This is a genomic window from Olivibacter sp. SDN3 (assembly GCF_014334135.1).
Classification (GTDB): Bacteria; Bacteroidota; Bacteroidia; order Sphingobacteriales; family Sphingobacteriaceae; genus Olivibacter.
In genome coordinates this window covers 1755957-1782378 of record NZ_CP060497.1, presented here as the reverse complement: position 1 = coordinate 1782378, position 26422 = coordinate 1755957, and the positions used below count along the sequence as shown (strand labels likewise).

General features: G+C 39.6%; 27 protein-coding genes. 3 read left to right on the top strand and 24 right to left on the bottom strand.

What is annotated here, in order from left to right; all coding sequences use genetic code 11:
• Positions 1–1893, bottom strand: a complete 1893-nt coding sequence (locus H8S90_RS07240; protein WP_187341896.1) for a S9 family peptidase — start codon at positions 1891–1893, stop codon at positions 1–3.
• A gap of 227 nt (positions 1894–2120) precedes the next feature.
• On the opposite strand from H8S90_RS07240, the gene H8S90_RS07235 reads away from it, so the two are divergent.
• The gene (locus H8S90_RS07235) at positions 2121–2426 is read left to right on the top strand and encodes a DUF4286 family protein (protein ID WP_187341895.1); all 306 of its coding nucleotides are present in this window, start codon (positions 2121–2123) and stop codon (positions 2424–2426) included.
• Positions 2427–2457: 31 nt separating this feature from the next.
• Positions 2458–3006 (top strand): dTDP-4-dehydrorhamnose 3,5-epimerase, encoded by a 549-nt coding sequence (rfbC, locus tag H8S90_RS07230; protein ID WP_187341894.1) that lies wholly within the window; start codon positions 2458–2460, stop codon positions 3004–3006.
• Between the two features lie 34 nt (positions 3007–3040).
• Here rfbC and H8S90_RS07225 read toward each other — a convergent pair whose 3' ends face one another.
• The 19 genes from H8S90_RS07225 to H8S90_RS07135 all read right to left on the bottom strand — a co-directional run bounded on the left by H8S90_RS07225 (position 3041) and on the right by H8S90_RS07135 (position 22605).
• A complete protein-coding gene (locus tag H8S90_RS07225; RefSeq protein WP_255501852.1) occupies positions 3041–3781 on the bottom strand; it encodes an OmpA family protein in 741 nt (246 codons plus the stop codon).
• Positions 3782–3875: 94 nt separating this feature from the next.
• Complete coding sequence (locus H8S90_RS07220) at positions 3876–4274, bottom strand: DUF983 domain-containing protein (protein ID WP_187341893.1); 399 nt, start codon at positions 4272–4274, stop codon at positions 3876–3878.
• Positions 4275–4287: 13 nt separating this feature from the next.
• The gene (locus tag H8S90_RS07215) at positions 4288–4572 is read right to left on the bottom strand and encodes a hypothetical protein (protein ID WP_187341892.1); all 285 of its coding nucleotides are present in this window, start codon (positions 4570–4572) and stop codon (positions 4288–4290) included.
• 95 nt (positions 4573–4667) lie between these two features.
• Positions 4668–5189 carry a DUF420 domain-containing protein gene (locus H8S90_RS07210; protein ID WP_187341891.1) on the bottom strand — a complete coding sequence of 174 codons (522 nt, stop codon included), beginning with the start codon at positions 5187–5189 and terminating at the stop codon, positions 4668–4670.
• An 11-nt stretch (positions 5190–5200) separates the two neighbouring features.
• Complete coding sequence (locus H8S90_RS07205) at positions 5201–5905, bottom strand: SCO family protein (protein ID WP_187341890.1); 705 nt, start codon at positions 5903–5905, stop codon at positions 5201–5203.
• Between the two features lie 41 nt (positions 5906–5946).
• On the bottom strand, positions 5947–6309 hold the full coding sequence (locus H8S90_RS07200; RefSeq protein ID WP_187341889.1) for a cytochrome C oxidase subunit IV family protein: 363 nt from the start codon (positions 6307–6309) through the stop codon (positions 5947–5949).
• Between the two features lie 31 nt (positions 6310–6340).
• Complete coding sequence (locus H8S90_RS07195; protein WP_187341888.1) at positions 6341–7030, bottom strand: cytochrome c oxidase subunit 3; 690 nt, start codon at positions 7028–7030, stop codon at positions 6341–6343.
• A 10-nt stretch (positions 7031–7040) separates the two neighbouring features.
• Positions 7041–7622: a cytochrome c oxidase subunit 3 gene (locus H8S90_RS07190; RefSeq protein ID WP_187341887.1), complete on the bottom strand. Its 582-nt coding sequence runs from the start codon at positions 7620–7622 to the stop codon at positions 7041–7043.
• Positions 7623–7624: 2 nt separating this feature from the next.
• On the bottom strand, positions 7625–8494 hold the full coding sequence (cyoE, locus tag H8S90_RS07185; RefSeq protein WP_187341886.1) for a heme o synthase: 870 nt from the start codon (positions 8492–8494) through the stop codon (positions 7625–7627).
• Between the two features lie 10 nt (positions 8495–8504).
• A complete protein-coding gene (locus H8S90_RS07180) occupies positions 8505–9572 on the bottom strand; it encodes a heme A synthase (protein WP_187341885.1) in 1068 nt (355 codons plus the stop codon).
• Positions 9573–9651: 79 nt separating this feature from the next.
• Positions 9652–11535, bottom strand: a complete 1884-nt coding sequence (locus H8S90_RS07175) for a cbb3-type cytochrome c oxidase subunit I (protein WP_187341884.1) — start codon at positions 11533–11535, stop codon at positions 9652–9654.
• 23 nt (positions 11536–11558) lie between these two features.
• Positions 11559–12923, bottom strand: coding sequence for a cytochrome c oxidase subunit II (locus H8S90_RS07170; RefSeq protein ID WP_187341883.1), 1365 nt, complete (start codon positions 12921–12923; stop codon positions 11559–11561).
• Positions 12924–12981: 58 nt separating this feature from the next.
• Positions 12982–14205 carry a quinol:cytochrome C oxidoreductase gene (locus H8S90_RS07165; protein WP_187341882.1) on the bottom strand — a complete coding sequence of 408 codons (1224 nt, stop codon included), beginning with the start codon at positions 14203–14205 and terminating at the stop codon, positions 12982–12984.
• A 23-nt stretch (positions 14206–14228) separates the two neighbouring features.
• Positions 14229–14834 carry a cytochrome c gene (locus H8S90_RS07160; RefSeq protein ID WP_187341881.1) on the bottom strand — a complete coding sequence of 202 codons (606 nt, stop codon included), beginning with the start codon at positions 14832–14834 and terminating at the stop codon, positions 14229–14231.
• Complete coding sequence (locus tag H8S90_RS07155; protein ID WP_187341880.1) at positions 14806–15342, bottom strand: DUF3341 domain-containing protein; 537 nt, start codon at positions 15340–15342, stop codon at positions 14806–14808. Before H8S90_RS07155 ends, H8S90_RS07160 begins: the two co-directional genes overlap by 29 nt.
• A gap of 4 nt (positions 15343–15346) precedes the next feature.
• Positions 15347–16825, bottom strand: coding sequence for an NrfD/PsrC family molybdoenzyme membrane anchor subunit (gene nrfD, locus H8S90_RS07150; RefSeq protein ID WP_187341879.1), 1479 nt, complete (start codon positions 16823–16825; stop codon positions 15347–15349).
• Between the two features lie 30 nt (positions 16826–16855).
• A complete protein-coding gene (locus tag H8S90_RS07145) occupies positions 16856–19879 on the bottom strand; it encodes a TAT-variant-translocated molybdopterin oxidoreductase (protein ID WP_187341878.1) in 3024 nt (1007 codons plus the stop codon).
• Between the two features lie 38 nt (positions 19880–19917).
• Positions 19918–21201 (bottom strand): cytochrome c3 family protein, encoded by a 1284-nt coding sequence (locus H8S90_RS07140; protein ID WP_187341877.1) that lies wholly within the window; start codon positions 21199–21201, stop codon positions 19918–19920.
• Between the two features lie 423 nt (positions 21202–21624).
• Positions 21625–22605 (bottom strand): deoxyhypusine synthase family protein, encoded by a 981-nt coding sequence (locus tag H8S90_RS07135; protein WP_187341876.1) that lies wholly within the window; start codon positions 22603–22605, stop codon positions 21625–21627.
• Positions 22606–22740: 135 nt separating this feature from the next.
• On the opposite strand from H8S90_RS07135, the gene H8S90_RS07130 reads away from it, so the two are divergent.
• Positions 22741–23568, top strand: coding sequence for a S1/P1 nuclease (locus H8S90_RS07130; RefSeq protein WP_187341875.1), 828 nt, complete (start codon positions 22741–22743; stop codon positions 23566–23568).
• A 13-nt stretch (positions 23569–23581) separates the two neighbouring features.
• Here the strand turns inward: H8S90_RS07130 and H8S90_RS07125 are convergent, their stop codons facing one another.
• The 4 genes from H8S90_RS07125 to lpxA all read right to left on the bottom strand — a co-directional run bounded on the left by H8S90_RS07125 (position 23582) and on the right by lpxA (position 26411).
• On the bottom strand, positions 23582–24154 hold the full coding sequence (locus tag H8S90_RS07125; protein WP_187341874.1) for a 5-formyltetrahydrofolate cyclo-ligase: 573 nt from the start codon (positions 24152–24154) through the stop codon (positions 23582–23584).
• 147 nt (positions 24155–24301) lie between these two features.
• Positions 24302–24862, bottom strand: a complete 561-nt coding sequence (efp, locus tag H8S90_RS07120) for an elongation factor P (protein WP_187341873.1) — start codon at positions 24860–24862, stop codon at positions 24302–24304.
• A gap of 95 nt (positions 24863–24957) precedes the next feature.
• The gene (locus H8S90_RS07115) at positions 24958–25575 is read right to left on the bottom strand and encodes an ABC transporter ATP-binding protein (protein WP_187341872.1); all 618 of its coding nucleotides are present in this window, start codon (positions 25573–25575) and stop codon (positions 24958–24960) included.
• A gap of 41 nt (positions 25576–25616) precedes the next feature.
• On the bottom strand, positions 25617–26411 hold the full coding sequence (gene lpxA, locus H8S90_RS07110) for an acyl-ACP--UDP-N-acetylglucosamine O-acyltransferase (protein WP_187341871.1): 795 nt from the start codon (positions 26409–26411) through the stop codon (positions 25617–25619).
• Between the last annotated feature and the right edge of the window lie 11 nt (positions 26412–26422).

Genomic DNA, 26422 nt, shown 5'->3' with positions numbered 1-26422 from the left:
CTAGTTCTTACCTAAATTATTTTCAAAAAAAACTTCCAGCTGTCTGTACAGCTCCAACCTTGACTCCTCATTTTTAAAATAATGTCCCTCTTGATCATTCAACAAATATGTAACAGGAACCTTCTTACTTTTCAGCTCGCGCACCATTTGGTTAGTTTCGTTGGTGTTTCCTCTTTCATCCTTTCCTCCCTGTGCTATGAAGATCGGACCTTCCATTTTATCCGTGTGAAATATCGGGGATACCGCCTTAAAATAATCAGCCTGCTGTTCTGGGTTTCCAACCATTTCGTAGTACATCTGCAGATAAGGTTTATAGTATGGCGGAATCTCTTTCAGATAGGTAAACAAGCTGGTTATTCCAGAATAAGACGCCGCACAACTGTAGATATCATTAAAAAAACATGCGCCATACAAAGCACAAAAACCGCCGAAGCTATAGCCAAAAATACCAACCCTTTGCGGATCAGCAATACCCTTATCAATAAGATGTTTTACACCATCGGCAATATCTTCCTGTATTTTCCCTCCCCATTCACCGAAACCCGAAGACCAAAATTCTTTTCCATAACCTGTTGACCCCCTGTAATTAACCTGAAATACAGCATAACCTCTACTCGCTAAAAACTGCACTTCACTATTATAGCCCCACACGTTGCGTGTAGATGGTCCATTATGGGGAATAACAATGAGCGGCAGGTTCTTTTTGGTTTTATAGGGAGGAATGGTCAAGTAGCCATCTATTCTTTTGCCATCACGGGCATTATAACTAATAGCGTCCATTTTACTTAATTTAACCTTCCCTAAAGCCGCATTGACGTCAGCAAGTTTAACCAATTTATCGTCGGTAAGTCCATACCAATAAATCGCACCAGGATCGTCGTCAGCATAGGTTCTTACAATAAAGTGCTTTTCCTCCTTATCATAGGCTACCACTTCCATCCAAGAGCCTTCTAGACGCTCAACTAAACTATTATGCACCTTTTCTACTTGCTTATTAAAATAATGTCTTGTTGGTTTCCATGTGTCATATTCCACATACGCTATATCGCTTAAGGTCTCCGAGAATCTTATATTGTCAACATCGACGTCAGGATGTATATAAATAGTTTTCACTTCCTCTCCTTTATTTACGTCTATTTCTACCAAAGCCAATTTATCTCGGTCGATATTCGATAGCGCATAAATATGATTGGGCTTTCCTTTTATAAAGCGTAAAGGCCTTACAGTTGTTTTAAAGTTGTTATTTATTACCTCCTTAAACCTTTTCGTTTCACTTTCACGATATAGCAAGGTCTCGTTAACACCATCGCTAGCAACAGCCAATCGAACCTTCCCATCTAAATCAATAAACCAATTGCTGATATTCCCTGGGTTTTTTGCAACCATCTGCAGGTTACAGTCATAAATATTTAAACGATAAACATCGAAAACAGAAGAATCCCTTTTATTAAGAGAAATTAAAATTTCATTGTCATTAAAAAGCTTTTGGCTTATAAACCTAAAACGCATTTTCCCGGGAACGATCAGATTACGAACTGACAATGAACTCGTGTTTACTGCATAGATACTCAGGTTCTCTTCAAAAGATCGTTCTTTCCAGAATATTAACTCTTTATTATCCGCCCAAAAGTAATGTACAATATTTCGATCTGTTTCCGTTGTGATACGTATTGGTCGATCATCATTTTCAATTGTAGAGATATAGATATTCTGCGTACCATTATAGGTCTGTAGGTAAGAGATATACTTACCATCGGGAGAAATCTGAAAATTTGATTGAGATGATTTCCTAAAAAAAGTTTCAACGGGTATGCTTTCTTTTTTTGTAAAATACTTGCAAGCATTCAATATTAAAAAAAAGAAACCAAAAAGAATGAGTATAAAAATTCTCATGTATTATTATTTAATTCCATCTCCAAAGCAACCATTATATGTCGTCTCGCCTCTTCCCTCATCAATAAACATAGACGACAGTGTTTATTCGGTTACGTACAATCTAACTGTTAAGTTAACAAAAACAGATCATAGTTTTCAACTCTAATACGTAACATTTAAAGTACACATTTTCTCCGATTTAAAATGCATTTATCTAAATTCATAGAGGATGCTTATCTTCGCAAATGCTTCTATTAAACATTACCAACATAATCGCTAACGAGCATGCGGGTGAACATCTCTCGTGGCTTCAACAAGTGTATATCCCTTTGATAAAAAAAGAGCTCACATTCGAAGAAATAAAGCTTCTTAAAATATTAGACTCTCCCAACGATGGTCAAACCATAAGCCTACAGTTGATTGCCCCTAATCTAAAAGAAATTTCAACGTTTAAAGAAACTTTGCTCCCCGTTTTGCATAAAAAAATGCAGGAAGAGCTAAAAGGTCATCTTTTTATTTTTGATACCACGATGGAATCTATAGACTACTAAAAGTTATTTACGCTTTGCAAACAGAATAAAAATGAATTTTATAAAAACAGCCATTGAAGGTCTACTAATTATTGAACCCCAAATCTGGAAAGACAGCAGGGGACATTTTCTAGAAACATACAACGAAGATACTTTTAAAAAGAATGGGATCGAAGAACATTTTTTGCAAGACAATCAATCGCTATCTAGCAAGGGCACTGTACGTGGTTTGCATGCCCAGGCTGGTCCAAACGCCCAGGGCAAACTGGTACGCGTGATAAAAGGCTGTGTAATCGATGTAGCCGTTGACATCAGAAAAAATTCGTCTACTTATGGACAAGTATTTCAAATAGAATTGAGTGAAAGAAATGCTAAAATGCTGTGGATTCCAGTGGGTTTTTTGCATGGCTTTCTTTCACTGGAAGATAACACTATTTTTTCCTATAAGGTAACTGGGAAATATGATAAAACACACGAGTTCGGCGTGCGTTATAATGACCCTGCCTTAGCAATCCACTGGTCTTTGCCAGAAAACGAACTTATCATTTCCGAAAAGGATCGAGCGCTCCCTTTACTGAAAGACATTGGGCAGCCGTTTTAACCCGAGGGAGCCGTTCGGTATCGGTAGCGTTAGATTATTTCACAAGTTGATAGAGTTCGTCAAGTTTAGGCGATAATACAATTTCTATCCTTCGATTCATACTGCGGGCCTCAGGAGTATCGGCCGTATCTATCGGTGTGAACTCACCTTTGCCGGTTGCTGTAAGGCGTATCGGATCAATTTCCTGCTCCTGGGTTAAGAAACGAACAACCGACGTTGACCTCAGCACACTGAGGTCCCAATTATCCTTAATTTGCCCTAGGCTTCTAACACGCTGATCATCAGTATGTCCTTCTACAGCAATACTTATTTCTGGCTGTGTATTCAAAACTTTAGCCAATTCTATCAACGCCTGCTTTCCTCTTTCATCTATAACAATACTTCCCGAAGGAAAAAGCAATTTATCTGTTAGTGAAACATAAACTTTACCATCTTTCATATCAACGCTTAGTCCGCTTTCTTCAAACCCAAGTAGAGCTCGCTGTAATTTCTCCTTTAATGCATTGCTCGCTTCGTCCCGTTTACGTAAAACCTCTTCCACCTCTTTCAATCGATCTTCCCGTTCAGCGAGATCTGCCGCTAATTTTTGTGCCTCACTTGAACTTGAAGAGAGGTTTTCTTCCAGTGAAGCAAGCTTCCTGCCTAATGAAGCAGTATCGGCTTTCAGACGCGCGACTTCATCAGCTAAATTATCATTTTTTATCTGTGCTTCGCGCCAGCCCTGATTAAGCGAATCTTGGGTATCCAACATAGCCTGATAGGCCCTAGGCGACATAATTTTACATGAGCTTATTAAAAGTATCGAAAAAAGAATAATGTAAAGGGTTCTATTCAAAAAAATCATCTTGCGTATCCAATTAAAAAACAGCTCAAACATGCTCATCCTGTTCATATTTAGGATGATACTTTATCTTTGGTGTAAGGTAAAATAATAATATCAATCGCGAGTATCGATAATTAAATGGTGCCAAAAGCACGATCATGACAAAGATAACAGCAGAATATAGCCAAGGAGATTCACTGGATGTCACCAGATAAATCAACATTCCGATAACGATTACTTCTAACACAGCCATTGCATAACTCACATACATCGCTGCATAAAAATAGCCCGGTTCTATTTCAAACTCTAATCCGCAGTAAGGACAAACGTCGTTTGTACGTTGCTTTTTAAACCCATAGGTTCCACCGATAAACATTCTCCCTATGCGACATTGTGGGCAACGGGCTTCTATCATTGCACGCATCTTACTTTTGTAAGTTGCCATAGCTTTATCCTGTCTAGTTCAGGTTGATCGGGTCTTGCTCAAAATTTATGCTGGCACGTTTTCTTCTATACTTTTTATACCACAGGTATCCTATTGCCCCAACAGCCAGGTAAGGCATGGCTAATAAAAAAAGTATGCCCTTATTTAACCCTTTTCCTTGCGTATTTCCATTCTGGACAGATTGCTCAGCACTCATAGTACACATAGCACATTGTGCATAGCTGTTTGTTATATTAACTGATAACACTGCTAAAGTTAAAAGCAACGTTAAACCAAATCTCCTGATAAAACCTTTCATAAACCGTTCACGCTTATCATTCTCTTAAACTAATACGAATTTAATCAATAAATATTACACTCACTGGATATTGCAGAAATATATGAACTAAATTATCAATAATAAGGGGCCATCATTAAATAAACAAGCACACCTGTAATTGTAACATAGAGCCATATCGGAAAACTCCATCGCACCAGTTTACGGTGTTTTTCAACTTGCATTTTCATTCCACGATAAAAACTCAATAACACCAAAGGCAATACAATAGCCGAAAGTATGATATGGGTAATCAAAATAAAGAAATAAATCGGGCGCAGAACACCATCGCCTCCAAATTTAGCTTCGTTACCGCTTGAATGATAAATGATATAGAGCACTAAAAACAAAGCCGACAACATAAAGGTAAGAATATTTAACCGCTTGTGTATTTCAACATTCCCTTTCCTGATGTAAAAAAAAGAAGTTATTAACAAAACGGTACAGGTACCATTGATCATGGCATTTACTTTAGGCAGTTGAATTACCCAACCTGGAACTACTTTCCATGTTATTATCCCTGTTTGCAGTAATGCTACCACCAAAAACACAAAGATAGACACTCCCCAAACCAATCTAAAAATAACTTTATCACTCATACTTATTTGCACTAATATCCAATATTTCTAAACTCTTCCGTTAAAAGCAATGTGACTTCGTCAATCAATCGCTCAATATCCTTTTTATTCAAGGCGTCGTAATAACCCCTTATTCTGCGATGCGAATCTAGCAACACCAATTTTGAACTATGCGAAATAGGCAGATCCTGGTCGGAATGGTGAACAATATCTAGTAAAAAATCTTTCCGGCCTATCGTTTGTATGGCCTCATTACTACTTCCGATAAGGAAATACCAATTTTTCCTTTGTTTCCATTGTTGCTTATAAGAAGCTACCACTTGCGGACGGTCGTGCAGCGGATCGACTGTTAACGATAAAAGCTTAACCATATTGTTACGCTCAAAACGGAAAGCTAATCTATCCATTGCCTGATTGATGGCGGTCGCCAATGGCTGATTCCCCATATAGAATAAACCGACAACGGTTACACCTGAATCGGGGTTAAATACAAATAGGCTGCTGTCGTCCCTAAGCGCTTCGAATGTCTTTACCTGATGATACAGGGTATCGGGTATCTGTTTACCCCTTTTATTATGAAAGGTTCCAGCGAGCTTCTTTTCCCCGTAAAAAGGTAAAGATTGATATCGGTTCTCTCCCTTTTCCTGTAGCAAATAATAACAAAATCCCGGCAACGCTAAAATCGCTGCCAGGATTAAAACCTTTTTTAATGAAGAAGATTTCGGTTGATTTTCCATTCAATAATTAACTGACACCATCGAACCCCACTTAATGCTAACTAATCGAAAACATGGTTTAAATAGGTATGCAGGTAAGAACCTTCTGTCAACATCAGAATAATGAAGTAAATAATAAATACAAAAACGATTAAAGTAGATATTATAAAACCCATCTTTTCAAACTTCAAGTGCATAAAATATGCAACAATATAATAGGCCTTCACTAAGGTAAGCACTATATAAATGAAATTAACCAACGGGCCTTTTTCTAACGGACCGTGATACACTAAAGCTAATGCTATAAAAAACTCTAGACAAGTAAGGGCTAAAAGATAGAAAAAGACTTTCCATATTAGCTTTTTTGACATATCGGCATGCTGTTCTTCATGTCCATGTTCTATATGTGAATTATCTGCGCTCATGATAATAATATACTACTTTATAAATGAATCCTTAAACTAAATAGAAAAAGGTAAATACAAATACCCAAACCAAATCAACGAAGTGCCAATACAGCCCTACTTTCTCTACCATTAAATAAGTCCCCCTCTTCTCAAAGACATTGGCTAACGTCATACACAATATAACGATATTAATGACGACCCCAGTCGTTACGTGGAACCCGTGAAAACCAGTAATGGTAAAAAACAAGTTGGCAAACTGAAGTGCACCTAATTTATCTATTCCTTCATAGTGTGATGGAATACTTCCCCACCAATAACCTTCGTGATGCAAATGGGTCCACTCGAGTGCTTGACAGCCCAAAAACATTAAACCACCAATAATTGTAGCAATCATCCACCAAACAACTTCCTTCTTGGAGTTACGATGCCCTGCTTCCACTGCTAACACCATGGTTACTGAGCTCATAATCAGAATAAAGGTCATAATACCAACAAAAACCAATGGGTAACCATGATCTGCTATGAAAGGAATGGACTGGAAAACCACATCAGGATCCGGCCAAGTTATCTGGGCAAAGCGTTGTGCCCCATAATAAATTAGAAACGCCGAAAAGGTAAAAGCATCTGACACCAAGAAAAACCACATCATAATCTTGCCATATTCCATAGCAAAAGGTGATTTGCCTCCACTCCATGGGCCAGACTTCACTTGATCTAATTGCGATACAGTAGTACTCATTTAATTAGTTTTATTGATTCAAAAGTAAGAAAACATAAATATATATCCATAGAATATCAAGAAAATGCCAAAAAATAGTGGCAAGTTCCATTCTAAAATTATTCTTAATCAACGGTTGCTTATCATTTGCTTTAAAAAGCGCATTTAACAACACGATTATACCGGCAAAAATATGGGCTTGATGTGCCCAGACAAAAACATAGATAAAAGACTGTGAAGCATTATTATTAATGAACAAAACGCCCCGGTTGGCCAATTCCATCCAAGCCATATACTGCAAAACAAAGAACAGACACCCCAATATAATGGTGGTACCTAACCATATCTTCTGCCGAAGAAAATCGCCTACTTTAGCCGCACGATGACTTAGATGTATACTAAAGCTACTGATCAGTATTACCAACGTACTATAAATAAATGTATTCGGTAACAGCGTTTTTAAGCCCTTATCTGCTCCACTCGCGGTATACACTATGAAACCACTTGACCAAGCAGCGAACAACATAAATGAAACCACCAAAAACACGTAAAGAGAAAATCTCTTTGCTTTCAGTGAAACCAAATAATCTTCATTTTCTCTTGGTTGAACCATTATCATATTTTTATAAAATCAAATAACAAAACCAGTTGCATCAAAGGTAAAATAAAAAAGGAGGTAAACATTACTTTTCTAGCCGATGCCAAGTCCTGGTTTATAAATAGTTGAAGGCTAAAATAGGTAAAAACTATACCCGCCAACAACGAAACTGTTCCTAAGAAGTATCCTGCAAATCCGTAATAAACAGGCAGCAGAGACACTGGTATTAACAAGGTCGCAGATATAAACACCATAAAAGCGCTAAGTTTGTCCCGTTTAGTGGTGGGAAGTAACCTAAAACCAGCTCGTTTATAGTCATCGTCCAATACCCAAGCAATACTCCAAAAATGCGGAAATTGCCAAACAAACTGTATACCGAACAATATTAGCGGTATCTCATCTATAAAAGGCTCTTTAAATGCTGCAAAATAACCTATCAAAGGAGGCAAGGCTCCTGGGAAAGCGCCAACAAAAACAGCTATTGGAGACTTCTGCTTTAAAGGTGTATACAGAAAAGCGTATAAAAGAATGGAGAAAACCGATAAAACCCCGGTCAGAAAATTCAATCTCACCAATAATAACGTACCTATCAGCCCCATCAATAAACTCAGCACCAAAGCCTGCCCAGAAGTCATCCTACCGGAAGGCAAAGGTCTGTCTTCCGTTCTCTTCATCAACTTATCAAGATCCCGTTCAATAATTTCATTGAAACCATTAGCTGACCCCGTTACCAACAATCCTCCCACCGTTAAAATCACCCAATTAACCCAGTTAACATCTCCCTGTGCTTTACTCCCTACTAAAAAAGCAATAGACGCCGAAAAAACAACTGTAAATGACAGTCGAACTTTAATCAATTGCTTCAAATCATAAAAAAAACCCTTCACGTTAATCAATTTACTGCCCTACATATTCACTGGTTTTCCCCAGTAGGAGCATTAGGTAAAACTGCGCCCCGAAAAGCAAAGTTGCAATTACTAAGTGCACCGTTTGAGCGTAAGCCGGAAAACCCATATAAGCCAAAACAAAACCAGATATTATCTGCGCACTAACCAAGCCAACCATTACGTTTGCAAACAGGCTCTGTTCGCTCTTATATGCGTAGCGAGCTCTCACGAGAAAGAACAGTAAGACATTGAACACAATTAAAATAATGGCTAAATCTCTATGATAAATAAAGTTGTCACTTAACTTTTCCACCCAACTTGATCGTTCAACGCTTACATCAGTGCTGCTAATAAGGTCTATCTCCTCCCTCACGGTAGTCCCCAGCGTAACCTGTAGAAGAGTCATTAGTAAAACAAAAAAAGCGAGTATTTTCGCCCATTTGCTACCTCTATTGATCAACAGCATATGGTCACGCAAAACCTTAGCCTGGAAATATGTATAAATACTTATTCCAAGGATTACCAATGCCAAAAGCATATGCACCGTAATCACCCAAGCTAAGAGGTTAGTAGACACTACGATGGATCCAAGCCACGCCTGAAAGAATACCACGACCAAATTCAATAAACTAAAGAAAAAAATTCTTTTCTTACTTTTAAGAAATGCCGTAGAAAAAACAACGCAGAGTAAGAGCAAGCCCCCTGTAATGGCTCCTACAAGTCTGTTGATATATTCTGTCCAAGTTTTAGCTGCATTAAACGCTTCATGTTGCAAAATACTTTTATCATTCCGCAAATCCTGAGCAAGCTTACTAAAGCCGAATAAATCCAATGTTTTTGCAAAACGCTCATTCTTTTTTGCCCGATTTTCAATGTACTGCTGCTCATACCCTTCCGGCAACTGAGACTCACTTGTAGGTGGAACGTATTGATCGAAACACTTTGGCCAATCCGGACACCCCATCCCTGAACCCGTGCTGCGCACAACACCGCCGGCAAGTATCAATAAAAAAAGAGCTACTATAGTAATCTTATTTACTACTACAAATCTTTTCTCACCAGGTAAATAGATACTCAATGCTATTCTACATAAAAACGGGGTACCTATTAGCTAAAACGTCTAGGTAGATACCCCTATACTCTCAAAAAAAACTCTACTAGTGATTCAGCTCACGCTCAATCCCGTGTTCCTTCTCCCACTCCCGCTGGATACGTTCTGCATTTGAATCGCCTTCAAAATCATGCGGTAAATTCGAGGTCATCGTCTCTGAGAATGGAACCGTTTGCGGAATAAAATCTTCATCATGCCCCGGCTTGCTATAATCATAAGGCCAACGGTATACGGTAGGTATCTCTCCTGGCCAATTTCCATGCAAATGTTCTACTGGTGCCGTCCATTCCAACGTATTTGAATCCCAAGGGTTTTGCGTTGCTTTCTTCCCAAACCAAATGGAATAGAAGAAATTGAACAAGAATGCTATCTGACCAAAACCGGCAAGAATAGCGGCCCAAGTAACAAAAACATTTACGGTCAACCACTCCTGCATGAAAGGGAAATTGGTGAACGAATAATAACGACGTGGAACACCGTCAATTCCCATGAAGTGCATCGGGAAAAAGACCAAATAAGCTCCTACAAAAGTGAACCAAAAATGAAGATAACCCAACTTATCGTTCATCATTCTTCCAAACATCTTTGGATACCAATGATAGACACCACATAACATTCCACATATTGAAGCAGATCCCATTACTAAGTGGAAATGGGCAACTACAAAATACGTATCATGTAAGTTAATGTCCAAAGCTGAGTTTCCCAAGAAAATTCCGGTCAAACCACCAGATATAAAAAATGATACTAGACCTATAGCAAAAAGCATCGCCGGTGTGAACTTGATATTACCCCTCCATAACGTAGCCAGGTAATTGAAGGTCTTTACTGCCGAAGGTACGGCAATAATCAACGTTGTAATCATAAAGACTCCTCCTAAGAATGGGTTCATGCCAGTTACGAACATGTGGTGCCCCCATACGATAAAGGAAAGCACGGTAATACCTATCAACGAATAAACCATGGCGTGGTATCCAAATATAGGTTTACGGGCATTAGTAGCAATTACTTCGGAAGTAAGTCCTAAAGCTGGCATCAATACTATATATACCTCGGGGTGTCCTAAGAACCAAAACAAATGTTGGAATAAGATTGGACTTCCACCTTCATTTGGTAAAATTTTACCGCCAATGATGATATCCGACAAGTAAAAACTTGTACCCATACTTCTGTCGAAAATTAATAACACCACAGCAGATACCAGGACCGGGAAAGACAACAAACCTACTATAGCAGTTAAGAATACCGCCCAAATGGTCAAAGGCATTCTCCAAAGCGTCATTCCCTTGGTACGCATGTTTAAAATGGTGCTGATATAGTTCGTCGCGCCCAATACCTGCGACGCGATGAACAGCACCATACTGGCCAGCCATAAATTCATTCCCATTCCGGATCCCGGAATCGCTTGCGGCAAAGCAGATAATGGCGGATAAATTGTCCATCCCGCACTTGCCGGACCACTTTCCACAAAGAAAGAGGCAACCATTACCACACAAGCTGCGAAGAAAAACCAGTAAGAAAGCATATTCATGAAAGGCGAAGCCATATCACGTGCGCCTAACTGCAATGGAATAAGTAAATTACTGAAGGTACCACTCAAGCCTGCTGTTAAGACAAAAAATACCATGATGGTACCGTGTATGGTAACCAGGGAAAGAAAGAAATCCGGGCGAATACGACCACCCTCGGCCCACTTCCCTAAAAAAACCTCTAAGATGGGGAAATCCTTTTCTGGCCAAGCTAACTGAATCCGGAACAAGATAGATAAAAACATGGCAAAAAAAGCCATAATAATACCGGTTATCAGAAATTGCTTGGCAATCATTTTGTGGTCCTGACTAAAAATATACTTTGTCAGAAATGTTTCATGATGATGTTCATGAGCATCATGACCATGATCGCCTGCATATGGAATTGCTGTACTTGACATAAGCTCTTATATATACTAATTAATTAATTTAACGCCAATTGTTTATTCTCACCCTCTTCCTTTGATGATTCATTAGTAACGTCAGCCTGCTGACGTTCTCTGAACTCCTTTTTTGCATCTTCATTAAAGAAATAAGTTTGGGTGGCCAACCATTCCTTATATTCAGCCTCGCTTACTATCTTCACTGTCTTTTGCATGTTATAATGACCAGACCCACAGATTTTCGCACACAACATAACGAAATCAAATTCCGGATTGTCCAACTTCTCGCGCATCTCCTGTGTAGTGAAGCGAGGGGTCATTTGAAAGTGGGTTGCCATCCCTGGCACGGCGTTCATCTGTACCCTGAAATCAGGCATATAAAAACTATGCAAAATATCCTTCGAATTAATCGTGAAGCGCACGGGTTGCCCAACAGGTAATACGATTTCCGCTCCCAAAATGTCGTCCCAGGCATTTTTGTCGTTAAAATCTATTCCCAAACCATTGGTTGGTGTAGTCAACTTAATACTTCTTTTACCTATCTTATTGTCTCTTCCCGCATAGCGAATAGTCCATGCAAATTGTTCACCAGTAACCTCTACCTGTAAGGCATCTGCCGCAACATCTTCAGGCACATTGGTAATACCTCTCCAAGTAAAAAATCCAAAAAGCACCAAGACCGTTAACACTATTGCCGGAACAATTGTCCAAACTTTCTCAATCAGATTATTATGCGGGTAGAAATAAGCTTTGCGCTTTTTAGTGCTCTTATAAACATAAGAAAATCCAAAAAGAAGTATATGGGTAAGTACAAATACAATAGTCGTTATCACAGTTGTGGTAATAAACATGCTATCAATCGTAGCGCCGTGTTCTGAGGCAGCATCACGCCAAGCAATACTTCCATGATGTACATAAGACCAATAAGCTCCGTACAAGCCCAAAAATAAACTAATCAGGAATAGTGCACCATTAAATTTATTCCAATTTAAACGTTTACCTTTACCTTGCATTTCACGGGTAAGCTCATACACTTGAATTATCTTTCCTATGATACCTACAACTATACATACTAAAAAGAAAAGCAGCACATAGTAAAAGAAGTTTTTATATACCTGTGGATCGATAGTTGTTTTAGCCTCTTCCGCTGTTGCTACTGCATTAGCGGCTGCACTTGTGCCAGCAGGTGTCTGTGCCGCCACCGCACCACCCGTTGTATCCGCGGCTCCGGCACCCAGCGAATCTGCCTCTGCCTGAAGTTCAGAGCTCGAGACAACTTCCTGTGTATCCTCACCGATAGTGGTACTATCTTCTGCCTGTGCGAAAGCAGGATTCTGCAGCAACACCAAGGTAGTGATTACCAAACCAAAGATTGCTTTAAAATTGATGTACTTTTTATATCTCATTTCAATGTTAACGGTTATTCGTAATTTAATTCACTGTCTTATTTCAATTTTAAGCAGCCTATATCTGATGATGCAAGCTTTCTTCCAAAAAGGGGTGATTCTTCGGTGCCAGCGCGTGTTTGCTTAACTTATTCAACATCAAAAAGGTAAATAAACCGACAAATCCTAATACAGCACCGACTTCGCTCAAACCTAAACCTCGGTGATCTTCAACAGTTCCAGGCATGATCATAATATAATAATCCAACCAATGCCCCAACAAAAGAAGGATACACACGAACAACATAATATTTTCTTTTCTCTTCGCATCGCGATCCATCAAGATCAACACTGGGGCTACAAAGTTAATAATAACTGACAACCAAAACCAAGGTTTATATTCAGGTTCCCAACGTTTGTAAAAATACACCGTCTCTTCTGGAATGTTTGCATACCATATCAACATGAATTGTGCAAACCATACATACGTCCAAAATATAGAGAACCCGAAAATAAATTTACCCAAGTCGTGTAAATGATTTTCATTTACCCAGGCTAAATGGCCCGATTTTTTCAACAAAATGATAGTCAGCGTAATAGCACATAAACCACTTACCCACATTGCTGCAAAATTATACCATCCAAACATAGTAGAAAACCAATGGGCTTCTAGAGACATTACGGTATCGAAAGACCAAATAGGCGTGGTAAAACCGAAGATCACTAAAAAAATAGCCGAATATTTAAAGCTCTTTTTATAGGAGTTTAAACTACCTTCCAAATCTTCTTTATAAGAAAGTTTTGCCAAAGCTACCGCGAAAATGCTGTAAGTTCCCAAGAAGATGATCTGTCTAGTAAAAAATCCAGGAACATTTAAGAATGCTGATTTTCCTGCGACCAATGCATCGTAATGCGGACTGTTCGGATCAGTGATACCATCTGCGTGCCAATGGTGATATAAGTTATGTGTTAATAGGCCTGCAGCTGTAATAACAATTAATATAATTGCCGCAATAGGCAAAACACTGGCGAAGGCCTGTGGAATGCGGATCAATCCTGCGGACCACCCTGCTTGCGCAACAAACTGTATAGCCAAAAAACATGCGCCAGCAGCACAAACGCAGGTAAAATAATAACCCATCAGTAGTAAATTGGCGAACATGCGATGACTACCTTCCACAAAAAAACCTGCAATAATAGCAATAATACCTATTATAATAGCTGCTAAGCTCCAAGTTTTTGCTTTTCCGGCAAATTCAAAGCGCTCGTCAAAATTATATGTAGTGTGACTATGAGTTCCCATTTGATCTTTTAATATTTATACTATTATTTTTTTTGCAATTCATGAACATACATCACGACTTTCCAACGCTCATCAGGTGATAGCTGTGACGCATGCGACCCCATCAAATTTAAACCATATGTAATGGTGTGATATATTTTTCCATCGTTAAGATCTTTCATTTGTCCTCCACGAGATGAGGTACCATCAGCATAAGAGGGTGGCGGTGGAAATTTCTCCATATTGACGATCGTCCCATCGCCATGACCGTCCGGTCCGTGACAAGGTGAACAAAAAGAATGATACAATACCGCTCCATCCTTTAGATTTTGCTCGGTACGTTGTAGAGGATTCGTCAACTCGTTACCAGCTGCTTCATAACCTTCTATGGAATTTGCGTATTCGAAGCGCTCAAAACCCACCGGTGTTGTTCCTTCAGGAGGTGTTTGTGCTGTTTGGCCATTTTCAAAATTTGTATTCGGTTGGTCGGGATTATATCCTATTGGATCATACATATTTCTAGAAAATTCCCATCCCGTACTCCGCGTCGTCTTATCACCACATGCAGATACCAATGCCGCGAAAGCTACTGCAAAACATGCGGTTCCAAACAGTTTAGTCTTATTCATAGCTAACATATTTCCTTTCATTATACAGTACTTCAACTGCACCTGCGTCTTTTAATAAGCTGTCAATTTTCTCATGATCACGATTGTCTTTAGCGTCAATAGCTATGATAAAACGATCATTTGTAGCACGAAGATCCATTACTCTGGGCGCTCTTCCCGGAAAAAGGTGACTTCTAAAATAAAATGCTGCAACCATTCCTAACGCACAGAATAAAATAGTAAGTTCGAAGGTTACCGGCACATAATCTGGAAATGGGAGAGTTGGTTTTCCTCCAATGTTCATCGGCCAGTCTTTGTGCAGTGTATAATACAATAAACTGAATCCGGAAATGGTTCCGGTAATACCACAAAGGAATGCAACAATAGGTAAACGCGATGGCGGAACACCTAATTTCGCCTCGATACCGTGTATAGGCATCGGTGTATATACGTCGTATATAGAAACGTTACTTTTCTGTAACTTATCTATTCCATCCATCAAATCATCTGGATGTTCAAAATGTCCTAAAATATATTTTGTATCGCTCATCGTATTATTTTGCTAATTCGTTAATCTCCTCTTCGCTCACACTATCGTATTTCGTAAGCGACTCCTTGTAGTATTCAACTTGATCAGCTTTCAAATGTCCCTCTTTAATCAGCTTACGTTTTTGTTGATGACTCGCCGAATGCACCAATAACTTAACCTCAGCCATTGCGATTGCTGGTAAAAATCGAAGGAATAACAAGAACAACGTGAAGAACAAGCCGATCGAACCAATGAAAATGCCTACGTCAGTCCAAGTAGGATAGAACATTGCCCAACTTGAAGGAATATAATCACGGTGCAGTGAGGTTACGATAATTACGAAACGCTCAAACCACATACCGATGTTCACTACGATTGACAATGCCCAGGAAATTGGAATGCTCGTACGTATTTTCTTAAACCAAAACAATTGCGGAGAAATCACGTTACATGTCATCATAGACCAATATGCCCACCAATAAGGTCCTGCAACCCTATTTGCAAAAGCATACATTTCATACTCAGAACCTGAATACCACGCAATAAATAACTCCGTAAGGTAAGCCACTCCTACGATGGAACCAGTTACCATGATAATAACATTCATGGACTCGATATGGAACATCGTGATATAATTCTCAAAATTCAATACTTTACGGGTAATCAACAAAAGCGTTTGTACCATAGCAAAGCCGGAGAAGATCGCCCCAGCCACGAAATATGGAGGGAAAATCGTTGTATGCCATCCAGGGATTACAGAAGTTGCAAAGTCCATGGATACAATGGTGTGTACGGAAAGTACCAAAGGCGTGGAAATACCCGCCAAAATTAAGGACACAATCTCAAATCGCTGCCAAGTTTTAACGTTTCCTGTCCACCCAAAAGACAATATGGAATAAATACGTCTCCTTAAGCCGCTAGCACGGTCACGTACTGTAGCTATATCGGGTAACAATCCTGTATACCAAAACACCAAGGAAACCGTAAAATAAGTTGAGATGGCAAATGCGTCCCATACTAAAGGTGAATTGAAGTTAACCCATAGTGACCCAAATTGATTAGGTAAGGGAAAAATCCAATAAGCCAACCAAGGTCTACCCATGTGGGCCACAACGTAAGTAGCAGCACAAATAACCGCAAAAATTGTCATAGCCTCCGCCGAGCGGTTAATGGAATTACGCCAATTCTGACGGAAAAGCAATAATACCGCAGAAATAAGCGTCCCAGCGTGACCAATACCCACCCACCATACAAAGTCGGTAATATCCCAGGCCCAACCTACTGTTTTGTTCAATCCCCAAGCACCAATACCGGTCCAAAAGGTATAACTTACGCTGAACACCCATAGTAATGCTCCCAAAGCAGCCATGGTAAAACCAATCCACCAAGCTTTATTTGGCTTATTTTCTACAGGCACGAGAATATCTTCAGTTACCTTAGAATACGTAATATTCTCTCCGGTAATTAAAGGTTCCCTAAGTATTGATTCGTTATGCGATGACATATTCTTATATTTTCAATTCTATTAAACTGATTAAGCTTCAAAAGTATTTCTAACTTTGGTCATATAACCAACATTAGGCTGAACATTTATTTCTTCCAAAACGTAGTATACACGCTCGCTCTTCAAAGCTTTTGATACTTCTGAATTTGGATCGTTCAAATCGCCGAAGATAATGGCATTTGCCGAACATGCAGAGCCACAGGCCATGGTGATATCCCCATCTTTTAATGGCCTTTTTTCCATTTTTGCTTTCAATTTGCCTGCCTGTATACGCTGTATACACATTGAACATTTTTCCATAACTCCACGTGAACGTGAGGTAACGTCTGGGTTCAGCACCAATTGAGTAAATTCATTGTTCAAATAGTTGTCAAATCTAGAGTCATTCCAATAGTTAAACCAATTAAAACGACGTACTTTGTATGGACAGTTATTTGCACAGTAACGGGTACCGAAACACCTGTTATAAGCCATATGATTTAGCCCTTCTGAAGAGTGTACGGTAGCTAGTACTGGACACACCGTTTCACAGGGAGCATGATCACAGTGTTGACACATCATGGGTTGATGAACAACAGTTACGTTATCTAAATCAACATTCTCATCGCTCAATTTGCCGAGTTCTTTCTCCTTGGTTACTTGCTCGCCATCATGTTCAAAGCTATAATAACGATCTACACGCATCCAGTGCATCTCACGACGACGACGAACTTCATCCCGTCCAACCACTGGTATGTTATTCTCAATATTACAAGCAACGATGCATGATCCACATCCAGTACAAGCATTCAGGTCTATCGCTAGTACCCATTTATGCCCCGGTGACTCATATTTATTCCATAAATCATAGGTCTTATGCTTTTCACCGTGATTACCACTCCCATGTGCTGGATCTTTTAGATAATCTTTAAATGTAGTCTCACGAACCACATTTCTTCCCTCAATGGTATGATGAGTTTGCGTTTGGGCTAATTCATAAGTACCTGAAGTTTTTTCAACTTTTGCCGTTGTGGTAAACTGTAACGTATTATTAACAAACCTGGCAAAAGGATAAACATTTTTCCCCACGTTGTCACCAGCCTTACCTGCTTTGGTACGCCCATAGCCAATCGCTATTGACACTGTTCCATTCGCTTGTCCCGGTTGTAATAACACCGGTAATTCAACGGCATATCCATTTTCTCCTGTCACCTTAACTACATCATGCTCGCTTATTCCAAGACTTTTCGCAAAAGCAGGAGAAATCGCAACATAATTGTCCCAAGTTACCTTCGAAATTGGATCGGGAAGCTCGTGGAGATAAGCATTGTTTCCTTGCTTACCGTCACGTAAAGCTATACTTTGATATAAGTGAACCTCCACATCTTTCGCTAGCGCTTTGCTATTATTCACAATTTCACTTGCTGCATCAGCAGCTGAACCATTGAAAGTATAAGCAGTGGCCGGTTGCTCTCCAGCATATTGAAAACCAGTTTGCAACACTTCATTCCAAGTGCGTCCTGTATCGGCCAGGATATTACTTTCCCAATAATTTTTTACGAAATCATGGTAACTAATATCTTCACCAGACCATACCAATAAACTTTGCTCTGCTTGTCTGGTATTAAATACCGGATTAATAGTTGGTTGTACAATGGTATAATATCCTGTTAAGGCATTTCCGTCGCCCCAAGACTCCAAATAATTATGATTTGGAGCAATTATATTTGCTAAGGACGCTGTTTCATCTTCACGATCGGCGAAAGAGACCTTTAATTTTATATTACCAAGCGCGTCTTCCAGTGCTTTTGATTCTGGATAATCATATACTGGATTAGTATTTAAGAAGAATGCTACATCCACCTCACCAGCATTCGCTTCTCTCAAAAATGCAGCAAAATCAGTGTCATTGCCTTTGTATTGATAAGAAGCGTTGTCTAAATCTATGGTATTACCGTAACTATCTAAAGCAGCATTAATTGCATTAGTCAAGATTTGCATCGAAACGTCATTACTACCGGCTACTACAACTGCGCGGCCTTTTGCATTGACCAATTCTTTTGCCGCCAAGGCAGCTACTTTTTCAGCTTTCGGATTACTTGCCAATCCTCCAGGCAATGTGTTGCCTGTGATTGCATTGTATAAAGCAATTAAAACCGCTCCTTCTTCAGATGGTTTAACAGGAACTCTCGCATCCGCATTTGACCCTGTTAAGCTCAAGCCTGTTTCAAATTGAATCAGCCTTGACATTTTTCCTTTTTCCAGTGATTTGTAATCGCGATTAGCTATAAATTGCTGTGTATACTCTTCACCAGCTAACCATGTGCCAATAAAATCAGCACCAACACTCACAATAACATCGGCTTTATCAAAGCGATAATGAGGAATAACAGCTTTTCCAAAATTTGCTTCATTCGCTTTTATAATTCCCGCGTAAGAAACAGCATCTACCTCAACCAGTTTGGTAGTTGGATATTTAGCCGACAAAGTGGCTATCGCCGCTATAGTAGATGGACTATTTACCGTCGAAGCTACAATTCGAATTTGCTTTCCAGCCGCATTTGCCGCATTTAAAGCCGCTATCACCTGTTGGTCTAGCTCCTCCCAATCTATCTTTTTTCCCCCTGCTTGAGGTCCTTTTAGCTTTGACATGTCGTACAGGTCCAACACGGAAGCTTGTGTTGCAGCATCTGTGCCGCAATTCAAACCTTTTGCGGCGGGATTCGCTTCAATTAAAATAGGCCTACCTTCTCGCGTTTTAACTAAAATACTTTGCCCATTATAGCTAGAAGCATAATAATTGGGAATACCCGGTGTAATTTCTTCCGGTTTGATTAGATAGGGTATTGATTTATGTACCGGTGTACTTTGACAGGCAGCTAATGAAACAGCTCCTAATCCAAAACCAAGTGCTTTCAAAAAATCACGACGAGGGGTTTTAGTACTTAAACCGGCTTCATTTAATACGTTCTCTATAGGAAGGGGTTCTGCAAACTCACTTTTGCTATTTTTCACAAAAGCTGGTGTTTGCTTCAGTTCTTCTAAGCCTTTCCAATATTTCTTGTTGCTATCCATTTAAGCTATATATTAAGATGCGTATTCTTAAACTTTTATTAATAATGACATTTACCACATTCCAAACCACCAAGCGATGCCGCCGTGATTTTATCCCCTTCTTTCAGTTGCTCATGAGCGGCAATTAGCTGATCATAATAGGCATTGTCTTTATGATTAACCTCTGTCTCACGGTGACAGTTAACACACCATTTCATGGTTAAAGGCGAGTATTGATAAACTTCTTCCATGGTTTCGATAGGCCCGTGGCACTGTTGACATTCAATTCCAGCCACCGTTACGTGTTGCGAGTGATTGAAATAAGCAAAATCTGGTAAATTGTGAATTCTAACCCACTGGATAGGCCTTTGGTTTTGGCCGTACTCCTGTGTTGCGGGATCCCAATCCAGCGCATTATAAATCTTCTGAATTTCAGGAGAAGTTTCTCCATTGTATTTGTCGCTCGCTGTTACGAACTTATGGCAGTTCATACATACATTGGCAGAAGGTATCGAAGCATTTTTAGATTTAAATGCGCCTGAATGGCAATACTGGCATTCAATCTGGTTAACCCCGGCATGCAATTGGTGCGAAAACTTAATAGGCTGTACAGGTTGATAGCCTTCGTGAACTCCCACGTTCCACATCGTTTTCCAACCTACGGACCCTAGAAAAACAACTAATCCTAACACAAAGAAGAATACGAGTTTCTTATTTTTTGCAAGCTTTTTAATTGCCTCTAAGTAATTTTTCCCTTCTCCTTCCGTCTCTTCCTCCTCTTCAATGATAACATTCTTGTTCAGAATGATTCTCTCCAAAGTACGGATTACGCGATTAAGCACTACTATCACTACAAAAGCAATAACTATTACCGCTATAAGGCCATACAGCATGAAGTTTGTAACATCATCACTAGCCGCAGCTGCACCGTCGCCGGTTCCGTCATCACCACCACCCGCTGGCGCTTCCGAAGCTTCATCGATGTAAGCAAGAATGTTTTTGATATTATCATCAGTTAATTCAGGAAAAGCCGTCATAACGACATTATTATGTCCTTCAAACAAAGCAACGGCCTGCTCATCTCCTGACTGCACCAAGGCTTGAGAGTTCCTGATCCACTTTAGCAGCCACTCTTCATCATGGCGCTTCGTAACGTCTTTCAAAGCCGGACCAACAGAGGCCGATGTCATGTTGGGCGCATGACATGAAACACACTTCTGCTTAAATAATGACGCCCCTTCCTTAACGTCCTGCGCACGAGCAGACACTGCTGCTATACTTAGTACTGATACTAAGATCAAGGACTTTACAACACTTCTAAAAAGTAACGAGATGTTTCTCATATTGAGAGCTTTATACTATTTTATTTGAATGTAACTTAATCAGTTCAAAGACGTACCGGGCATACGCCTTCAAAACCTGAGCACAAAAGTATAACTAATTAAGATATCAGTGACAATTTCGTGACTTTAATTATCAATTTATAATGATTCTAAATTGATATAAATTCCCTTTATTTCTTCATATAGGCCTTTTTTGAGAAAAGTATTCTAAAAATATCCGTCAACCTAGCAAGCAATTATAAGCGTCTACATTTGGATATATTTTTTATATTATTATCTTCTAGATTTTATTGCCAACGCCATACTATACCTCCACCTCTTTTCCTGTTATGTCTGCTTTTTTGCGCCTTCCCTCTCACTAAACACAAAAAGCCATAAGAAATCGATCTCATGGCTCTTCCCTTAAAAAAGGTATGTAACAAATTATTGCTTTAGTATCCAAGCAAATACTAAAGGAGCCACAATCGTTGCGTCCGATTCAATAATATACTTCGGTGTATCAATGTCCAACTTACCCCATGTGATCTTTTCGTTCGGAACAGCCCCTGAATAAGAGCCATAAGAGGTCGTGGAATCCGATATTTGACAAAAATAACTCCAGAATGGAATATTTTCCATCTCCATATCCTGATATAACATCGGCACTACACAAATAGGAAAATCGCCAGCAATTCCACCACCTATCTGAAAAAAGCCGACTCCTTTTCCGTCGCTATTTTCCACGTACCAGTCGGCCAGATACCCCATGTATTCAATCCCGCTCTTTACAGTCGAAGCTTTTAGCTCTCCCTTAATTACATAAGACGCAAATATATTCCCCATCGTACTATCCTCCCAGCCAGGCACTACAATAGGTAGGTTCTTTTCTGCAGCTGCCAGCATCCATGAATTTTTCGGATCAATCTCATAATATTGTTCCAGCACCCCGCTCTTAAGCATTTCATACATATACTCATGTGGAAAATAACGTTTGCCCGCCGTATCTGCATCTTTCCAGATCTTATGGATATGCTGTTGTAAACGCCTGAAGGCCTCCTCCTCCGGTATACAGGTATCGGTTACACGGTTGTAGTGGTTTTCCAACAAGTCCCACTCATCTTTTGGACTCAAATCGCGGTAATTAGGAACCCTTTTATAATGAGAATGTGCCACTAGATTCATAATATCTTCTTCAAGGTTTGCTCCAGTACAGCTTATAACCGCTATTTTGTCTTGACGAATCATTTCTGCCAGTGAGATTCCCAGCTCCGCAGTACTCATCGCTCCGGCCAAAGTAACCATCATCTTGCCTCCGGCATCTAAGTGTGCCTCGTAACCTTTTGCGGCATCCATCAGTGAAGCAGCATTAAAATGTAAATAATTTTTCTCTATGAATTGTGATATGGGACCTCTCTCAACACTCATTTTTACAATATTTTAAGTTCTATCTTGCAAAGATAGCTATTAAGCGTTAAGCACAAAGCCTCCAGACCAAAAGAAATTATTTCATCCTGCCAAACACTAAATTTCTCCTACCTTTGAAAAAACAACAAGCAAAGCATGCAAATAACCACTTATTCTAGTCCCCGTTTCGAAGCACACTTCGCCATTCGATACGTCGTCATGATCGTTTGTCTATTTTTCTATTCAGGGGCATCTGCTTGGGGGCTCACCGGTCACAGGGTAGTTGCAGAAATTGCCCACCAGCATCTCAGCAAAAAAGCAAAGAAAAAAATACAACAGCTTTTAGGAGATGAATCTATGGCGATGGCTGCCAACTGGGCAGATTTTATCAAATCAGATCCGCAATACAATTACCTCAATACCTGGCATTATGTCAACTTTAAAAGTGGTTTAACCATCGAAAAATTGAAGCAGCAGCTCGCTGAAGATACTGCCGCTAACGCTTATAATAAACTCCACATGCTCATCAACAAGCTAAAGGATGACGGTGAACTGGATCAAAACACCCAACGCATGTATCTGCGACTGATCATACATATCGTTGGAGACATTCATCAGCCCATGCATGTTGGTCGTCCTGAAGATCTTGGCGGAAACAAAATAAACGTGCTTTGGTTTAATAACCCTTCTAATCTCCATCGGGTCTGGGACGAACAATTGATCGATCATCAACAACTAAGTTATACAGAATATACCCAAGCGATTAACTATTCAAACAAGCAACAACGCCTCTCATGGCAGAAAACCCCTATGGAGCAATGGCTATTTGAATCATATGAAATTGCTAGTCAACTTTATCAAGACACACCTAAAAATGCAAAATTGAGTTATCGCTATAATTTTGATCACCTAGCAACAGTTAATCAACAATTATTAAAGGGAGGGATACGATTAGCTGGTGTCTTAAACGATATTTTTGAATAAACTGACCCTTTTCTCAGAACAACCATAATTTATCAGGTGTTAAACACTTATCCAAAGGTACATCATGTGCCTCACTATCCATAATCTGTTCAACAGGATCAAATAGCGATATTCCGACTTTTTGCACTTTTTTTTCTATTCCCTGAAGAAACCGATCATAATAACCTTTTCCATAACCAACTCTATTACCTTGTTTATCAAAAGCTAACAAAGGTAGCAATACCATATCGATCAAGTTAATATCTACACTATCGCCGATTGCGGGTTCTAATATACCCCACTTGTTACTGATCAGCTCTTGCTCGGCACCTAAAACATAATGTGTCATACTATTTGCATACAAATCTGCCCGAGGTACAACGATACCAATAGATGGCCATGCCTTGCGAAGATATTCTATAATCAACAACGTATTGGGTTCACGGTACTTTTCAATGGGCAAAAATGTATGTATATAAGAAACCCCTTCTAAAGGAAGCTTCATAAACTGAAATAAGATACGCTCGTTCAGCTTCGTATAACGCTCTAGAGTCAATAGTCTACGCGCTTCTTTGAATTTTTTCCGACATTCATCTTTAGTAAACATGCGCTAATATTTAGTTAATGAGATAACACTTTTCTATGGGAAATAGTTACCTATCTAACGTTACAAAAACAGGTACACAAAAACGGCCTCAGAGATGAACTCTCCAAGACCGTCTAATCAACCTAAACCTAAAAAATTTAATCAATATTATTTAACCCGCTCAATATAACTGCCAGAGCGCGTATCTACTTTTACTTTATCTCCCTGATTGATAAATAAGGGGACACGAATTTCCACACCAGTTTCAACAGTAGCGTTTTTTAATGCATTCGTAGAAGTATCACCCTTTACTGCAGGCTCTGTATAGGTAATCTCCAACTCAACGGTAGTTGGCACCTGTGCCATGATAGGATCTTCGCTTTCAAAGGCAACCAGTACATTCATTCCTTCTTTCAGGAACTGAGCCGATTCACCGAAAAGACCTTTCGGAATATTGTACTGCTCAAAGGTAACATTGTCCATCACAACAAAAAAGTCCCCTTCGTCATATAAATACTGATAATCATTTGTCTCTACCCGTGCAATCTCCACTTCTTCATCTGTTCTAAAGCGATATTCAACTAGTTTACCTGTTTTAACATTACGCATTTTAGCTTGGTAAAATGCCCGTAAATTACCTGGCGTACGATGAATATATTCTTCCACAGAAACCAGTTCCCCATTAAACCGCAAAATATTGCCCGATTTTACTTCAGAAGCTTTTGACATAGTATTTATTTTTTGTGAAAACGATTCTTTTTTGGTGGTGCAAAGGTACAGCTTAAATTCTAAACCTCAAAAAATCCTTCGCTACAATTATTGTATTACTTATAATCTTCTACAAGAAGACGATACTTGCAAAATGCATACTCATGTGGTTGATTAGAACAGACAACAAGCAGCCTGCTTAAGCCATATACGCGAATCAGCTCTTGGTACCATGCTACCCCTTTCTCGTCTAAATTCGCTGTTGGCTCATCCAAGAACAGCAGGGGAGTATCGGCGCAACATGCCAGCGCTAATTTTGTTCGTTGTTTCATTCCCGAAGAAAAGTAACGTATCTCCCGATCTAAGGCTTGATGTAACCCCAGCAACTCAACGAGTTTATCTGTGGTCATTCCCTTCCACAATTTTTTAAAAGCAAAATGAAAATCTATCGTCTCACGTAAGGTGAACTCTTCAATGAGTTCCAGGTACGGCGTAGCCAATGCCATATGAGGAAAAAGCTGTTCAACATCAATTTCGTCTTCCCCGTTGATATAACTTATCTTACCTTTTGACGGGCTCAAACTAGACAGTATAACTTGCAGTAAAGTTGACTTGCCCGATCCGTTCGGCCCTAAGATGGCATAACTTTCTCCTTGGACAAAACGGTAGTTAATTCCTTGAAAAATCCAATCTTGGTTGAAACGTCTACCGATATTTTCAAGTATGATTTCCAATCATTAAAATTTTTACGTCTATCTCTTATCGCATGTAAAGGCTAAACCCCCACTTTTCCCTGCCCAAACCCCTTCATGACTCCTCTATTAGAATTACGAACAAAATCTAAGATCTCGTCTCTTATTTCTGTTGGCTGACATTCGGTCTCGATAATATCTAAGGCTTTAGTCAAGTTGTTATTTTTTACAAACATCGTTCGATAGATATCTTGAATTTCATTAATCTGTTCAGAGGTAAAGCCACGTCTTCTCAATCCTACGGAGTTGATCCCCACATAAGAAAGGGGTTCTCTCGCTGCTTTTACAAATGGCGGCACATCTTTACGCACCAGAGATCCACCTGCGACAAAGGCATGCGAGCCTATATGGCAAAATTGATGAACCGCAACCATACCCGCTAACACGACATAATCACCGACAGTGATATGTCCTGCGAGTGTACTGCTATTGGAAAATATACAGTTATTTCCTACAAAGCAATCGTGGGCAATATGACTATATGCCTGAATAAGGCAGTTATTCCCCACAACTGTTTTCCAACGGTCTTTAGTTCCTCTATTAATGGTAACGCACTCGCGTACCGTGGTGTTATCGCCAATTTCAGCGGTGGTATCTTCACCTGCAAATTTGAGATCTTGCGGAATACCGCTTATTACTGCACCTGGGAAGATACGGCAATTTTTACCGATGCGTGCTCCATCCATAATCACTACGTTAGAGCCTATCCAAGTACCTTCGCCAATCTCCACATTTTTATGTATGGTTACAAACGGCTCAATCACCACATTCTCTGCAATTTTCGCCTGGGGATGAATATATGCTAATGGTTGAATCATTATGATAATTT

Excerpts from the sequence above, each read along its gene's own strand:
- H8S90_RS07240 (WP_187341896.1), bottom strand. The coding sequence starts at position 1,893 with ATGAGAATTTTTATACTCATTCTTTTTGGTTTCTTTTTTTTAATATTG.
- H8S90_RS07235 (WP_187341895.1), top strand. The coding sequence starts at position 2,121 with ATGCTTCTATTAAACATTACCAACATAATCGCTAACGAGCATGCGGGT.
- rfbC (WP_187341894.1), top strand. The coding sequence starts at position 2,458 with ATGAATTTTATAAAAACAGCCATTGAAGGTCTACTAATTATTGAACCC.
- H8S90_RS07225 (WP_255501852.1), bottom strand. The coding sequence starts at position 3,781 with ATGTCGCCTAGGGCCTATCAGGCTATGTTGGATACCCAAGATTCGCTT.
- H8S90_RS07220 (WP_187341893.1), bottom strand. The coding sequence starts at position 4,274 with ATGGCAACTTACAAAAGTAAGATGCGTGCAATGATAGAAGCCCGTTGC.
- H8S90_RS07215 (WP_187341892.1), bottom strand. The coding sequence starts at position 4,572 with ATGAAAGGTTTTATCAGGAGATTTGGTTTAACGTTGCTTTTAACTTTA.
- H8S90_RS07210 (WP_187341891.1), bottom strand. The coding sequence starts at position 5,189 with ATGAGTGATAAAGTTATTTTTAGATTGGTTTGGGGAGTGTCTATCTTT.
- H8S90_RS07205 (WP_187341890.1), bottom strand. The coding sequence starts at position 5,905 with ATGGAAAATCAACCGAAATCTTCTTCATTAAAAAAGGTTTTAATCCTG.
- H8S90_RS07200 (WP_187341889.1), bottom strand. The coding sequence starts at position 6,309 with ATGAGCGCAGATAATTCACATATAGAACATGGACATGAAGAACAGCAT.
- H8S90_RS07195 (WP_187341888.1), bottom strand. The coding sequence starts at position 7,030 with ATGAGTACTACTGTATCGCAATTAGATCAAGTGAAGTCTGGCCCATGG.
- H8S90_RS07190 (WP_187341887.1), bottom strand. The coding sequence starts at position 7,622 with ATGGTTCAACCAAGAGAAAATGAAGATTATTTGGTTTCACTGAAAGCA.
- H8S90_RS07175 (WP_187341884.1), bottom strand. The coding sequence starts at position 11,535 with ATGTCAAGTACAGCAATTCCATATGCAGGCGATCATGGTCATGATGCT.
- H8S90_RS07170 (WP_187341883.1), bottom strand. The coding sequence starts at position 12,923 with ATGAGATATAAAAAGTACATCAATTTTAAAGCAATCTTTGGTTTGGTA.
- H8S90_RS07165 (WP_187341882.1), bottom strand. The coding sequence starts at position 14,205 with ATGGGAACTCATAGTCACACTACATATAATTTTGACGAGCGCTTTGAA.
- H8S90_RS07160 (WP_187341881.1), bottom strand. The coding sequence starts at position 14,834 with ATGAAAGGAAATATGTTAGCTATGAATAAGACTAAACTGTTTGGAACC.
- H8S90_RS07155 (WP_187341880.1), bottom strand. The coding sequence starts at position 15,342 with ATGAGCGATACAAAATATATTTTAGGACATTTTGAACATCCAGATGAT.
- nrfD (WP_187341879.1), bottom strand. The coding sequence starts at position 16,825 with ATGTCATCGCATAACGAATCAATACTTAGGGAACCTTTAATTACCGGA.
- H8S90_RS07145 (WP_187341878.1), bottom strand. The coding sequence starts at position 19,879 with ATGGATAGCAACAAGAAATATTGGAAAGGCTTAGAAGAACTGAAGCAA.
- H8S90_RS07140 (WP_187341877.1), bottom strand. The coding sequence starts at position 21,201 with ATGAGAAACATCTCGTTACTTTTTAGAAGTGTTGTAAAGTCCTTGATC.
- H8S90_RS07135 (WP_187341876.1), bottom strand. The coding sequence starts at position 22,605 with ATGAGTGTTGAGAGAGGTCCCATATCACAATTCATAGAGAAAAATTAT.
- H8S90_RS07130 (WP_187341875.1), top strand. The coding sequence starts at position 22,741 with ATGCAAATAACCACTTATTCTAGTCCCCGTTTCGAAGCACACTTCGCC.
- H8S90_RS07125 (WP_187341874.1), bottom strand. The coding sequence starts at position 24,154 with ATGTTTACTAAAGATGAATGTCGGAAAAAATTCAAAGAAGCGCGTAGA.
- efp (WP_187341873.1), bottom strand. The coding sequence starts at position 24,862 with ATGTCAAAAGCTTCTGAAGTAAAATCGGGCAATATTTTGCGGTTTAAT.
- lpxA (WP_187341871.1), bottom strand. The coding sequence starts at position 26,411 with ATGATTCAACCATTAGCATATATTCATCCCCAGGCGAAAATTGCAGAG.